This window comes from Rhodococcus sp. RCBS9, assembly GCF_029457415.1.
GTDB lineage: Bacteria > Actinomycetota > Actinomycetes > Mycobacteriales > Mycobacteriaceae > Rhodococcus_F > Rhodococcus_F qingshengii.
In genome coordinates this window covers 3,212,944-3,226,621 of sequence record NZ_CP120422.1, presented here as the reverse complement: position 1 = coordinate 3,226,621, position 13,678 = coordinate 3,212,944, and the positions used below count along the sequence as shown (strand labels likewise).

10 protein-coding genes are annotated in these 13,678 nt (G+C 63.5%); 4 read left to right on the top strand and 6 right to left on the bottom strand.

From position 1 onward, the window contains the following. Positions 1-1,365 carry a 4-aminobutyrate--2-oxoglutarate transaminase gene (gene gabT, locus P0M12_RS15200; protein WP_007727077.1) on the bottom strand — a complete coding sequence of 455 codons (1,365 nt, stop codon included), beginning with the start codon at positions 1,363-1,365 and terminating at the stop codon, positions 1-3. 128 nt (positions 1,366-1,493) lie between these two features. On the opposite strand from gabT, the gene P0M12_RS15195 reads away from it, so the two are divergent. Then, positions 1,494-3,011, top strand: a complete 1,518-nt coding sequence (locus P0M12_RS15195) for a PucR family transcriptional regulator (RefSeq protein ID WP_065351873.1) — start codon at positions 1,494-1,496, stop codon at positions 3,009-3,011. On the opposite strand, the gene P0M12_RS15190 is transcribed toward P0M12_RS15195, so the two are convergent. The 4 genes from P0M12_RS15190 to P0M12_RS15175 all read right to left on the bottom strand — a co-directional run bounded on the left by P0M12_RS15190 (position 2,988) and on the right by P0M12_RS15175 (position 9,621). After that, positions 2,988-6,194 carry an NAD-glutamate dehydrogenase domain-containing protein gene (locus P0M12_RS15190; RefSeq protein WP_276116419.1) on the bottom strand — a complete coding sequence of 1,069 codons (3,207 nt, stop codon included), beginning with the start codon at positions 6,192-6,194 and terminating at the stop codon, positions 2,988-2,990. The two genes, P0M12_RS15195 and P0M12_RS15190, sit on opposite strands and share 24 nt — an antisense overlap. 127 nt (positions 6,195-6,321) lie before the next feature. Beyond that, entirely contained in the window at positions 6,322-8,010 is a 1,689-nt protein-coding gene (locus P0M12_RS15185; protein WP_007727084.1) for an NAD(P)/FAD-dependent oxidoreductase, read from the bottom strand. After that, the gene (locus P0M12_RS15180; protein ID WP_054827723.1) at positions 8,007-8,852 is read right to left on the bottom strand and encodes a carbon-nitrogen hydrolase family protein; all 846 of its coding nucleotides are present in this window, start codon (positions 8,850-8,852) and stop codon (positions 8,007-8,009) included. Before P0M12_RS15180 ends, P0M12_RS15185 begins: the two co-directional genes overlap by 4 nt. A gap of 133 nt (positions 8,853-8,985) precedes the next feature. Further along, complete coding sequence (locus P0M12_RS15175; RefSeq protein WP_081377462.1) at positions 8,986-9,621, bottom strand: XRE family transcriptional regulator; 636 nt, start codon at positions 9,619-9,621, stop codon at positions 8,986-8,988. Between the two features lie 146 nt (positions 9,622-9,767). Here P0M12_RS15175 and speB point away from each other — a divergent pair, with 146 nt between their 5' ends. Continuing rightward, positions 9,768-10,724, top strand: coding sequence for an agmatinase (gene speB, locus P0M12_RS15170; protein ID WP_003941134.1), 957 nt, complete (start codon positions 9,768-9,770; stop codon positions 10,722-10,724). Here the strand turns inward: speB and P0M12_RS15165 are convergent. Continuing rightward, positions 10,688-11,362, bottom strand: a complete 675-nt coding sequence (locus P0M12_RS15165) for a class I SAM-dependent methyltransferase (protein WP_037129351.1) — start codon at positions 11,360-11,362, stop codon at positions 10,688-10,690. The two genes, speB and P0M12_RS15165, sit on opposite strands and share 37 nt — an antisense overlap. A gap of 91 nt (positions 11,363-11,453) precedes the next feature. Between P0M12_RS15165 and P0M12_RS15160 the strand changes: the two genes are divergently transcribed. Further along, positions 11,454-11,909: a hypothetical protein gene (locus tag P0M12_RS15160; protein ID WP_228401782.1), complete on the top strand. Its 456-nt coding sequence runs from the start codon at positions 11,454-11,456 to the stop codon at positions 11,907-11,909. A 163-nt stretch (positions 11,910-12,072) separates the two neighbouring features. Beyond that, the gene (locus tag P0M12_RS15155) at positions 12,073-13,674 is read left to right on the top strand and encodes an ABC transporter substrate-binding protein (protein WP_208689914.1); all 1,602 of its coding nucleotides are present in this window, start codon (positions 12,073-12,075) and stop codon (positions 13,672-13,674) included. Positions 13,675-13,678: the final 4 nt, after the last annotated feature.

Here is a 13,678-nt window from a genome sequence, read left to right as displayed (position 1 = left end):
TCAGTTCCCCTGTGCTGCAGTGCGAATAGCGGTCTCGAGGACGGTCAACGCGTCGTCGAGCAGCTCTTCGGAGATGACCAGCGGCGGGAGCAGACGGATGACGTTGCCGTAGGTACCGCAGGTGAGGATCACGACGCCGGCAGCGAGGCATTCGGCGGCGATCTTCTTGGTGATGTCGGCGTCCGGCTCCTGCCCACCGGGCTTGACCAGCTCGATGGCGAGCATCGCGCCGCGACCGCGAACGTCACCGATGACGTCGAGTTCCTTTGCCAGTGCGTTCATTCGGCCGACGACGGTCGACTCGATGGTGCGTGCGCGGCCACAGAGGTCGAGCTCACGCATCTGGTCGATGGACGCCAATGCAGCGGCGCAGGCGACGGGGTTACCGCCGTAGGTGCCACCGAGGCCGCCGGGGTGGACGGCGTCGATGAGCTCGGCGCGGCCCGTGACAGCGGCGAGCGGCATGCCGCCTGCGATGCCCTTGGCGAGCGTGACCAGGTCGGGCACGATGCCCTCGTGATCGCTGGCGAACCAGGCGCCGGTACGAGCGAAGCCTGCCTGAACCTCGTCGGCGATGAAGACGACGCCGTTCTCCTTGGCCCACGCGACGAGCGTCGGGAGGAATCCTTCTGCGGGAACGATGAATCCACCCTCACCCTGAATGGGCTCGATGAGGATGGCGGCCGTGTTGGCAGCGCCGACCTGCTTCTCGATCATCGTGATGGCGCGCTGTGCGGCCTGCTCACCGGTGATCTTGGAGCCGTCGACATTGAGGCCCTCGCGGTACGGGTAGGACATCGGGACGCGGTAGACCTCGGGGGCGAACGGACCGAAGCCGCTCTTGTACGGCATGGACTTCGACGTCAGTGCCATCGTGAGGTTGGTGCGGCCGTGGTACGCGTGGTCGAAGACGACGACTGCGTCGCGACCGGTCGCGTGACGGGCGATCTTGACTGCGTTCTCGACAGCTTCTGCGCCGGAGTTGAACAGCACGGAACGCTTCTCGTGGTCACCGGGGGTGAGTTCGGCGAGACGCTCGGCGACCTCGACGTAGCCCTCGTACGGAGCGACCATGAAACAGGTGTGGGTGAAGTGCGCGACCTGATCCTGAACTGCGGACACGACGGCCGGGTTGGAGGCGCCGACGCTGGTCACCGCGATACCGGCACCGAGGTCGATCAGCGAGTTGCCGTCGACGTCGACGATGACTCCGCCGTCTGCGTCGGCGACGTAGACCGGGAGGGTGGATGCGACGCCGGCGCCGACGACCTTCTTACGGCGTTCGGCGAGCGCAGCCGAGCGCGGGCCCGGGAACTCCGTGACGATGCGACGCTCCTGCGGAAGCCGGTATTCGATTGCACTCATGTGACCACCCTCTCGGTTGTGTATTGCATTCGAGTATGCGACGCGCGAAGCATCGCAAGCACTGCCGAAATGGATACCCGGAGCTCCAGGGCTACTCCATATCGGCAACGACAGCTAGCCTTGATCAGGTGACGGTTCCGATCTCGTGGCTCTTGCGACAGAAACACCTCTCGCTGGCTCTGCTCACCGACCGAGCAGCTGCCACCCACCCCGTCACGTTTGCGCAGGCCACAGAGCTGACGGACCCCACCCCGTGGCTTTCCGGCGGCGAATTGGTGCTCACCACCGGGCTGGCACTGGTGGGCGCGGACGCCACCGACTACAGCGAGTACATCGACCGTCTGGCCGCCGCAGAAGTATCGGCTCTGGGTTTCGGGACCGGCCTTTCCCACGAGAGTGTGCCCACAGACCTGATTGCCGCCGCCCGCAGCCGCGGACTCCCCCTGCTGGAAGTGCCGTTCACGACCCCGTTCGCGGCAGTCACGCGCGCGGTGATGACCCGTCTGAGCCAGCAGGAATACGAATCGGTACTCCGCGCGGCAGAAGTACAGACGCGCATCACCCGCGTTGCACTGCGCGGTGGCGTGTCGGCGATCGTGCGTGAACTAGCCACGGCCACAAAAACTTCGGTGGCGTTTGTCGGTGATCGGATCACCGCGGTGCATCCGGCAAACCAGAAGTCGTTGATCACCGAGGTTCGCGCGGTCGCGGCCACCACCCGCGATCCCAACGCTCCGGCGTCGATCTCGCAGAGCACACCCGAACGGACGCTGACACTGTCCCCCGTCGGCGTCACCGACAGTTGGCACGGCTACCTCGCCATGGCGGGCGCCGGGCCCCTGAGCAATATCGACAGAGTGTTGCTCGGGCATGCGGTCTCGCTGCTCACTCTCGAACTCGAGAAACCGGTTCGACTACGGGCCGAGCGAACTCGACTCAACGCCATGGCTTTCGGGCTCTTACTCGACGGCCGAATCCCCGAGGACGGTGTGCCGTCGTACTTGGACGAGGCAAGCGACACGCACGGCAACATTCGTGTCGTCCACGTTCGCGGATCCGGACTCGGCCCAGTTCTTCGCGAACTCGACAACGCTCTCGCGCGAGCAGGCCGGCCGTTGTTCGCGCAATCCGAGGACGGTTCGCTGACCGTCCTCCTCCGCGGAACCGACACAATCGACACCGCCAAAACACTACTGGCGCAGCTCTCCCCCACCGAAGCGAAAGCCGTGCGTGCCGGAATCAGCACCCCTCACCGTCTTCTGGACGCACCGCGCGCACTCGTCCAGGCCCGCGCCGCGGCCAATCTCACGACGGCCACTGCCCGCATTCTCGAGTTCGACGCTCTGAGTGGTTCGACGATTCTGGCATCCGAGCCTGCCCGTGAGGCACTGATCGCAATGGCTGCGGACACCATCCCGGTGCTGACCGAACACGACCAGGCACACGGAACCGCACTGGCCGCGTCTTTGCGCGCCTATCTCGAGGCAAACGGCCAATGGGAATCGGCCGCAGCCGAACTCGGTGTTCATCGGCACACCCTCCGAGGTCGCATCGCACGCATCGAGGAACTGCTGCAATGCGACCTCGGACAGGCCAGGGTCAGAGCCGAACTGCTGCTATCGCTACTCGCCTGGGAGGGCCGCTGAACCCTCCGCGGCGTGTACCGAAGCGAAACTGGACGCACCGCGGACGAGTAGTTCGAGTTCGGCGTCGACCGTGCAGAGACGGGCGGTGTCCAGCGCTCCGCTGCGGCTCACGCTCGACATCAAAGCCGTGAACCGGCGCACCGCTTGCGGATTGGCGGCGGTCCACAACTCGACGACCTCCGGAATACCTTCACCGAGCGCACCGGACACGAGGTCCGCGAAACGCGCCGTCAACCTGGCATGGACGGCAGCGCTGCCCATGACCTCCCAATGCGAGGCACCGACGGCGACGTCGACGCCGCCGAGAACATCGCCCAGATCGAGAGCGTCGGAGAGTTCCCGATAGATCGCGGCTGCGGCCGCGGCCGTCGTATTCTCCTGCAGTGCAATGTCTGCCAGGGCGAGTGCTCCGAAAGACGCCTCGATGCGCTCGCTGGCCGGCAAACCGTCGGTGAGTTCCCGCACCGGGGCTGCCCACCGATCGATGTCGGCGCGCGGGTTCACGGTGAACCGGCCGGCTGCTCCCGGACGACGCAACACCCAGCTCATCTCGGATTCCAACAACTGCTGCAAGCGATCGAGAGCCTGCAACTGCTCGGTGGCGCGCAGCTCCGAGTTCAAGATCTCGCGCCGAAGTTCCTCGGTGCCGAGCACTTCGCTGACTACTGCGTAGGCCAGAGCCGCTTCCGGACTGTGGACTCCGAGGTGTTCCTCGAGCCGGAACAGCACGCCGGGGCCGACGCGGTTGACCAGTTCGTCGACAACCGAGGTGATGATGATGTCGCGGCCCAACCGATGTGCGCGGACCGCGTCCGGTGCTGCCTCGACGACGGAGAGCGGGAAGTACTGCGGGAGACGATCGGCGAAGATCTGATTGTCCGGGACGGTCGACGCCCCCAATTCCGCCGTCAGTACGTTCTTCGACTGCGCCACCAGCACAGCAAGTTCCGGCCGCAGGAGACCCTGCCCGGCACGCGCCCTGACCGCCAGCGCCTTGGAGTCGGGCAGAGATTCTTCCAGTCGCTTCATGGCGCCCGCCGAGACGAGGTTCTCGATCAACCGCTCGTGCTGATCGAGCAGGGCCGGTGCGCGGTGCTCGGCCAGGCTGATCGCGAGGGTCTGATCTTCACTGGCCTCGAGCACCGATGCGGCCACCTCGTCCTGGGCCGCCGCGAGTAGTTCATTGCGCGAGGTCGCTTCCAACTCTGCGAGTGCGATCTTGATGTTGACCTCACGGTCCGAGGTAGCCACGCCGGCCGCGTTGTCGATGAAGTCGGCGTTGATTCGTCCTCCGCCAGCGGCATATTCGATGCGGGCACGCTGGGTGAAACCCAGGTTGCCGCCCTCACCCACCACGGTTGCACGCAACTCGTCAGCGCTGACGCGAACTGCGTCGTTGGACGGATCGGCCGCGTCGACGTTGCTTTCGGTCGACGCTTTCACGTAGGTACCGACGCCGCCGTTCCACAACAGGTCCACCGGAGCACACAGGATCGCTCGGATCAGTTCCTGCGGGGTCAAGTTCTCCTCGGTGATTCCGAGGGCCGCACGCGCCTCGAGCGGAAGGCGGATCGACTTCGCGCTCCGCGGCCAGACGCCACCGCCCGGCGACATCACGGTGCGATCGAAGTCGTCCCAGGACGAGCGCGGCACGGTGAAGAGGCGAGCGCGTTCGGCAAAGCTCGTCTCGGTGTCGGGGTTCGGGTCGATGAAGATGTGGCGGTGATCGAATGCCGCGACCAGACGGATCTTGTGCGAGAGCAACATTCCGTTGCCGAACACGTCGCCGGACATGTCCCCGATACCCGCGACGGTGAACGGATCGGTGTCGACATCGAGGTCGCGCTCGGCGAAGTGCCGTCGAACCGCTACCCAGGCGCCGCGAGCGGTGATGCCCATCGCCTTGTGGTCGTAGCCGGCCGAACCGCCGGAAGCAAAAGCGTCGCCGAGCCAGAAACCACGCTCGACGGCGATGCCGTTCGCGACGTCCGAGAACCGTGCGGTCCCCTTGTCTGCTGCCACGACGAGATAGGAGTCTTCACCGTCGTACTCGATTACTTCTGCCGGGTGTACCGCAGCGCCGTCGACGATGTTGTCCACCACGTCCAGCAAGCCGCGAATGAAGGTGCTGTACGACTCCTGCACCTGCGCCGGAGTCGGTGACGACGTGCCCCGAACCACGAACGCGCCCTTGGCACCCGAAGGAACGATCGGGGAATTCTTCACGCTCTGGGTCTTCATGAGGCTCAGGGCCTCGGTGCGGTAGTCCTCGTATCGATCCGACCAACGCAGGCCGCCACGGGCGACGGAGGAACTACGCAGGTGAACGCCTTCGACATTGGGTGCGCTGACGTAGATCTCGCGGAAGGGAACGGTCTTCTGTGGGGTGGAGAGCAACTGCGAGTCGATCTTGAACGACGCGTACGGCAGCGGGTCGCCGGACTCACCACGCAGGTACCAGTTGGTGCGCAGAGTCGCCTGCAGGAACGAACGAACGCCGCGCAAGACGCGATCCTCGTCGAGAGTGTCTGCACCGTCGACTGATTCGTCGATGGCCGCCGCCGCGGTGGCCACTGCTGTCTCCCGCAATCCTGCTACGGCGGGATCGAAACGCGCAGTGAAGAGTTCGATTGCCTGCCGTACGAAGAGTGGCTTCGCTGCCAACACTCCGACGATGTAGCTCTCGGACAGCCCGATACGAGCCTGAGCGAGGAAACGGCACGCAGCGCGCAGCAACTCTGCGTCGCGCCACGTGATGTCTGCTCGTCCGATCAGACTGGAGAATGCGTCCATCCGGGTCTGTCCGGCGATGACGGCTTCGAAGGCGTCCGCCATCTTCTCCAGCGCACTGCCGTCGAAGGTGCTCGGCTCGAAGGTGAAGTAATGCGCCGAACCCAGAACGGTTGGAAGGGGGCGGTGCGTCGAAACTCGGAGTCCGAGGGACTCGAAGTTCTCGCACAGATCGGAGAGGGAGGGCTCTCCGGACGGCCACAGCACCACACAGGTCAGATCGTCACTGCTCAGGGCATCGCTGTTCAAGTCGTCGCCCTGACGGAAGACGAGTCGCTGGCCCGCTGCTGCCAATTCGGCGACCAGTTCGAGCGCCGGGTCACCGGATCGATCACCGCCTGCCGGTCTCGATTCTGCAGCTGCGGTCTTGGTCGCCGATGATGTGCTCGCCATTGAACACCCTCCTGGAAATTATTGGATCCGAACACTTTCCAGTGTTGCGTGGATCACCGGAAAGAGGTCGTGCCCGATAGGAGTACCAACCCCCATCGGGCACGACATTTCGGCAGTTGCGGTGAGCTCAGTCGCCCAACCTGATCGGAGCAAGCTCCTCGAACACGTCGCCGGGTCCGGGATTCTCGGCAGGCGCAGCGCCGCCGAGATGGTTGACGACGCCCCATACCGCGTTGATCGCGGTCTGGATCGCGCCCTCAGCCCAGCCGGCGGTCCACGACACGTCGTCACCGGCGAGGAAGATTCCCCGATGACGCGGTTCGAGATCATTCTGCACGAAGTGGGAGAACAGGCGCTCCTGGTAGCGGTAGTGCCCCGGAAGGTTCGCCTTGAATGCGCCCATGAAGTCGCGCTCGGTTTCCCACGACAGCGTCACCGGGCTCGAGATGATGTGGCTGCGGAAGTCAACGCCGGGGTAGATCTCTTCGAGAGAGCGCAGCATGATGTTCATGCGCTCGGTGGCGTCGAGCGCCAGCAGCTTCAGCGAATCGTCCGACCAGGTGTACGACAAGCAGATCAGGCCTGGCTTGCCCTCGCCTTGATCGAGCAGGTAGGTGCCGCGACTCATACGGTCGGTCAGTGTCATCGACACCGAATCACGGCCGGTCACGGGGTCCTTGTCCTTCCAGAACGGGCGGTCGACGAGAACGAACACCTTGGTCGAACCCATGTAGTGAGTTCGCTCGATCGCAGTCCAGTGGTCGATCGGGAACAGATCGTCGTCACACCTGATGTTGTTCAGCAGCATCCAACTCTGCACTGTCACAACGGCACTCGCATACGTGCGAATGAAACCTTCGGAGTCCGTCACCGTGATGTTGCCGGGCTCGGTACGCCGGAGTTCGGTGACGCGGGGACGCGTCTCACCGTCGTTGAGCGAAGCGACCGTAGTACCGGCAGGCCAATGCGCCATGTGCGCCGGGGCGCGGTTCCACAACCGCATCGGCAGCTGCTGCGATCCACCGACGATGCCGCGGTGGTCGTCGTCGGCGGCCGTGATGACCACACGAAGGATTTCGAGGATCGAGTTGGGGTAGTCGGTATCCCAACCGCCCGTACCGAATCCGACCTGTCCGAACACTTCCCGCATGTGGAAGGACTTGAAGTGCTTCGACGCGGCGAGGAATCCGTAGAACGTCTGGTCGTCGTAGCGCACCACGAGGTCGTTCCAGATCCGCTTGATTTCTGCGGTGTCGCGGTCACGAATGGCCTGCTGCAACGGAATCAGATCGGCATGCTCTTCGAGAGTGCGCTGCCAGGCCTGCGCCACCTCGGTGTAGATCGGCGGCAGATCCTCGAGAGTGTGCGCGTAGTGGCTCTCACCCTTGAGATCGATGACCGTGCTCGGCGTGACCTCGGCAAGGGGATTGGGGAACTCTTCGGTCTGCAGACCCAGTTCGTTCAGGTAATGGAACAACGTCGTCGACGACGGTGGGAAACGCATTGCGCCCATCTCGGCAACAACCCCGGGGTGCCCGTCGAACTCGACCGACCGCATCCGGCCACCGATCTGATCGGCTTCGTAGACAATCGGTTTGAGACCGATCTTGAGCAACTCGTAGGCCGCGATCATGCCGGAGAGTCCGCCACCGATCACGGCAACCTCGGTACCCAGTGCCAGGTCGGGCACCGAGCCGAGTCCCGCCGGACTGGAAACGTAGTCGTCGTACGGGAACGGAAAATCCGGCCCGAACATCGTGAGGGGCGGCTGCTTGCCGGGTTCCGAGGAACTGTCCGGAGCTACTGGGATGGTCATCTACGGTTCTCCTTGGAGACAGTCGTGACAGGAAGATCTGGATACAGATCGAGGCGTCGATCGTCGAGATGTGTATTGAGAGTGCGCGATTGCGCGACGGTGGCGGCGGCGATGTCCGCGAAGAGCAATTCCTGGTCGCCGCCGGCCCTCGCCAACTCGGCACCGTCTGGTGCGATGGCGCACGAGAGACCGCAGTAGGTCAGCTCGGTTTCGGCACCGCAGCGATTGACGTAGGTGACAAACATCTGACTCTCGTAGGCGCGGGCCGGAACCACTTGCTGCGCAATGTGTTCGTAAGGAGTCATCAAGCCTGTCGGCACGATGAGCCATTCGGTACCGGCGTCGGCATGGGCCCGAACCGCTTCCGGAAATTCCACGTCGTAGCAGATCAACAACCCGCAGCGGATGCCCTCGAAATCGAACCCGACCACTAGGGTCTCACCTGGCCGGAAATGTTCGCGGTCGAGCGTGCCGAACAGGTGCGTCTTGCGGTAGTGCGCAAGCGAAGTGCCGTCGCGGTCCACCACCTGCACACTGTTGTAGACATCTCCCCCGTCGAGTTCGGGGTAGCCGTAGACGACTGCGATGCCTGCACTTCGAGCAATCTCGGCGACGGAATCGAAGATAGGGCCGTCGGCCGGCTCCGCGCGTAGCGACACCAGTTCGCCGATGTCGTAGCCGGTTGCGGACATCTCCGGCGTCAGCAGGATCTTCGCACCGGATGCCGCAGCCTCGCGGGCAGCGGTGTCGATTGCAGCGAGGTTGAACTCCACCGACGCAAAGGTGTCCGGGGTGGTGAGCGGACCTTGGAACAGGCCAACTCGAACTGAATCGACATGCATGGTGCGCTCCTTCAGGAGTTCCGTGACGCCAATTTTCGACGGTGTGTGTGACGGGGACAACTACCAGCGTGACGGGTGCCGCCAATCATGTCAACTCTTGTTTCCTAAGAATCAACATTCGCGGATTCGATTCTCACAAAGACGACGCGCGGGGCCCTTCCGGCAATGCCGGATTCAAGACCCACAGAACCTTCGCCGGAACCGAGCCTTCGGCCTGAAAACTATGGTTGTGCGTCGGCGTGAACGTGAAGGAATCGCCCGCCGCGAGCACGACGTCCTCGGCATCGACGGCCTCACCGTTCGGATCCGTCCGACCACCCTCGAACGAAACCCGCAAACCGCCCTCGAGCACGTGTACGAAGTTCACGTCGATCGGCAGACTGTAGAACTCCCGACCACTTCCGCCGCCTGGTTCCAGCTCGCCGAGCAGCACCTGGATTCGACGCTCGTTGGTAGGCGTGAGCAGGTACTCCGTCATCTTTTCGCCACCGAAGCTGATTTGCGGCATGGCGTCGGCGCGGACCACTTCACCGGCGGACGCATTCTCGAACAGGGATCCGACGGGGATCTCGAGCACCGCGCACACCTTGATCAGGGTCGCCACCGACGCGTTGACGTGATCGCGCTCGAGTTTCGAGAGATACCCCTTGGTCACACCACAGGCCTCGGCCAGGTCGTCGAGGGTCAACCGCTTCGATTGACGTGCCGCCTTGAGCCTCGCCCCGATGCGCGGTCCGATCGGCTCGACCGCTTCCTTCGCCTTGGCCACTGAACCCACTCCTTCACGACCGCCGTGTCCCTTTCAGGAAACAGGGGTTGACAACCGAGCCTCTTGAAGAAACCATACTTGCTCAGAGAGCTACATCACTGAAGGGCGCCCGGTGTGCGCCGAATCGAGAGCAGGGACCTCTGCACATGGCTACCAACAACCCCGGATCGTTCATCGGACCCGTCGACGCCACGCGCGTCCCCCGCTACGCCGAGCCGACCACCTTTGCGCGTCTCCCGCGCCTGGACGAGGTCTCGCGCGCCGACGTGACAATCCTCGGCATCCCCTTCGATTCGGGTGTCAGCTACCGCCCCGGTGCCCGGTTCGGTCCGGGGCACATCCGCGCTGCGTCGAAGCTGCTGCGTCCGTACAACCCAGCGCTGAAGGTCTCGCCCTTCGCCAACCAGCAGGTAGCCGATTTCGGCGACATCGGCGTCAACCCCTTCGACATCCAGGAAGCTCTCACGACGGTTCAGTCCGCCGTCACCGACCTGCGCGCCGACGGTTCCTCCGTGCTCACGCTCGGCGGCGATCACACCATCGCACTGCCGATCCTGCGTTCACTGGCCCGCGATCACGGCCCGATCGCCGTCCTGCACTTCGACGCTCATCTCGACACCTGGGACACCTACTTCGGTCAGCCTTTCACCCACGGCACCCCCTTCCGCCGCGCCAGCGAAGAGGGCCTGATCGACATGGAGCGTTCGCAGCACATCGGCATCCGTGGACCGCTCTACAGCGAGAAGGACCTCGAAGACGACCGCGTCCTCGGCTTCCAGGTGATCCGCAGTGACGACTACGAGGTCGACGGTGTCGCCAGCATCGTCGAGCGCATGCGTAAGCGCCTCGACGGTGGCCCGGTGTACGTCTCCGTCGACATCGACGTACTCGATCCCGCCCACGCTCCGGGCACCGGAACACCCGAAGCGGGCGGCATGACCTCGCGCGAATTGTTGAACACACTGCGTGGGTTGGTGGGACTCAACGTGGTCGGCGCCGACATCGTCGAGGTAGCGCCGGCGTACGACCACGCCGAGATCACCGGTATCGCAGCGGCCCACGTCGCTTACGAGTTGCTGTCGGTGCTCGCACTCAATCGCTGAAGCAGCACAACGGTATCCGTCGTGTGATGCATCTCGGGGTTCGCGGGAAGATCACGTTCCCGCGACTCCGAGACCAACACCTTCCAACCATCGGTGAACAGCGACTCCACGTATTCGGGTGTATGGAGCATGGCCCGATGGTGCTCGGTCGGCGACTCGTGAGGTGAGTGGCCCACGATCAGCAAATGCCCGCCGGGCGCGACCAGATCTCCGAGAGCACGGAACAATTCCCCGCGCGCGGGTTCGAGCATATGGAAGAACTGCGCGGACACCAGATCGAACGAGCGCCCCTGCGGATCCCACTTCGTCAGGTCGGCTTCCAGCCATTCGATGTCGACGCCCTCGCCCTCGACGTGAGCCTGGGCGCGGCCGAGCGCAACCGACGAGATGTCGGTGCCGGTGACCTTCCACCCGCGACGCGCCAACCACAAAGCGTCGGCACCTTCGCCGCAACCGACGTCGAGTGCCGTGCCCGGTTCCAGGTCGGAGGCTTCGGCAATCAACTGTGGGTTGGGATTTCCGCTCCAGCGCGCGGGGCGTTCCTCGTACAGCGAGTTCCAGAACTGTGCGTCCGCCTTGGCGTACGGATTCTCAGTGGTATCGGAGTTTTCGTGGTGATTGTGGTGTTCGTTGCTCATGCACCCAGGATGAACGACCTTCCACAACTCACGCAACCATCTTTGCTGAAACAGCAACTTCTCCATTTCGACGCCCTGCTAACGTCACGTCGTGGCCGGTGGATTTCCCGTGTTTCGTCTCTACTGCAACTCAGCAGGCCCATACGTTTTGTGTTGTGCGCATTTCCCCGAGTTCACCGGTTCGAACTCGGACGAAGAGTTCAGCGTCCAGCAGAGCTTCGACCGCGCAGTCGAGAAGATTCTGCGCGATGCATCCTTCGAACCGACTACCTTGACTTTGGTCGGCGAGCAGCAGGGCTATCCCGTCGGAGACCGACTGTTCGATACGACAATTCCGCGTACCGGAACCGTCTCGTACGCGTTCCAAGAAGCCGGACCGCCGTGGATCGTTCTCGGCCTTGATGTTTCGGCGGACGAATTCTGGTCCGAAATCGACGACGACGCAGACCTCCACGGTCTCGGCCCCACCTCCCCGTTGAGGTCAGTTCCAGCAACCGTGCTCACGGAGACCGGGTGGCCACGACGAAGTGACCTCGACTCCCCGTGAACTGAACCAGAACTCCAACCTTCGTGAAATCGAACAAAAATCCGCCCGATTTTCGTGAGGATCGACCGAGATGCCCGTCACGTCCTACGCCAAGATTTAGCGGTCACACTCGACTGCGCCCTCACGATTCACTCCCGGGCCCCGGCTCCTTCACGGAGGCACAATGAAACACCGCTCCTATTCGACGCTTGCCGCGACCGCGGGGCTCGCGCTCGTATTGTCGGCTTGCAGCTCGGGAGGCACGTCCTCGGGCTCCGGCGGCGGTGAGCCTCTGACTGACGGAACCTTCCGGTACGCGTTGCAAGGCGATCCGGGTGCACTCAACCCGATCATGTCCGGCTCTGCGGCAACCGCGGAAATTTCGAAGCTGGCGTACGACTCCCTGGTCTACCAGGATCCTGAAACCAGTGAATTCAAACCATGGTTGGCCGAGAAGTGGGAAGAAACGCCGACCTCCGCGTCCTTCACCATTCGTGAAGGCGTGACCTGTACCGACGGGTCGACGCTGACTGCGCAGACCGTCGCGAACAACATCAACTTCGTGGCCGATCCAGCCAAGGGTTCACAACAACGCGGCACCACAGTTCCCGTCGGCGCTTCGGCCACTGCCGATCTCGCCACCCGCACCATCACGGTAACCACTCCGGCGCCGACCCCGTTCCTCCTCCTCACCATCAGTCGCCTCCCGATCATGTGCGATGCCGGACTCGAAGATCCGACCGCCTCGAACAACAAGTCGCTGGGCTCCGGCATGTTCGAAGTCACCGAAGTCTCGGCCAATGACCACTACACGTTCGAGCGTCGTGACGGTTACAGCTGGGGGCCCGACGACACCACCTCCGACACACCGGGTGTCCCCAAGACAGTCATTGCTGTCATGGCACCCAATGTCAGCACCGCAGCAAACCAGCTGCTCTCAGGCGAACTGAGCGCATCTCCGATCGCCGGTCCGGACAAGGATCGCATCGATGCCGCCAATTTCGACTCGGTCCAGCGCCCACTTCCCGCCGGTCAGATGTACTTCAATCAGATTGCGGACAATCCGACCAGTGATCCCGCCGTTCGAAAAGCTCTCGTCCAGGCTGTCAATCTCGACGATCTCGCTGAAGTCATCACCGGCGGCCAGGGCACCCGTGCAACAAGTCTTGTCTCCGTCGAGCCCCGAGCCTGTGTGTACGACTCTGTCGCAGGCAACATTCCGGACTTCGACCTCAGCGCAGCAAAGGCAACACTGGACGCTGCAGGTTGGACCGCCGGCTCCGACGGCAAACGAAGCAAGGACGGAAAGCCGCTGACCCTCCGCCTCTTCTACGCTGCCGGCGAAGATGCGCGCAGCGCGGCAGCCGAGCTCACCCAGTCGGCATGGTCCGACCTCGGTGCGACCGTCGAGGTGACAGGAGCCGACCAGACCAAGGTTGTCGACGTCATGCTCAGTGGCAAGGACAACAACCAGTGGGACATCGCGTGGATCCAGATCAACAATTCGGTTCCCAGCGGGTTCGTCCCGTTCTTCTCCGGTCCTGCTCCGGCAGCAGGTAAGAACTTCTCTTCGATCAACAACCCCGCCTACGAAGCAGCCGTTGCCAAGGCATCCGGCTTGACCGGCGAAGCAGCGTGCGCGGAGTGGGCAGACGCCGAGTCACAGATCACCAAAACGGTGTCCGCAGTCCCGTTTGCAGATACGGTCTTGAGCTTCTACTTCAACAAGGCCGGACTCGCATTCGGTAAGACCTTCATCGGTTCTGCGTTGCGCCTCTACCAGTAGGCCG

What these genes read in the sequence shown, in the direction of transcription:
- P0M12_RS15165 (WP_037129351.1), bottom strand. Translation starts at nt 11,362, where the DNA reads ATGAGCAACGAACACCACAATCACCACGAAAACTCCGATACCACTGAG.
- P0M12_RS15185 (WP_007727084.1), bottom strand. Translation starts at nt 8,010, where the DNA reads ATGACCATCCCAGTAGCTCCGGACAGTTCCTCGGAACCCGGCAAGCAG.
- gabT (WP_007727077.1), bottom strand. Translation starts at nt 1,365, where the DNA reads ATGAGTGCAATCGAATACCGGCTTCCGCAGGAGCGTCGCATCGTCACG.
- speB (WP_003941134.1), top strand. Translation starts at nt 9,768, where the DNA reads ATGGCTACCAACAACCCCGGATCGTTCATCGGACCCGTCGACGCCACG.
- P0M12_RS15155 (WP_208689914.1), top strand. Translation starts at nt 12,073, where the DNA reads ATGAAACACCGCTCCTATTCGACGCTTGCCGCGACCGCGGGGCTCGCG.
- P0M12_RS15180 (WP_054827723.1), bottom strand. Translation starts at nt 8,852, where the DNA reads ATGCATGTCGATTCAGTTCGAGTTGGCCTGTTCCAAGGTCCGCTCACC.
- P0M12_RS15190 (WP_276116419.1), bottom strand. Translation starts at nt 6,194, where the DNA reads ATGGCGAGCACATCATCGGCGACCAAGACCGCAGCTGCAGAATCGAGA.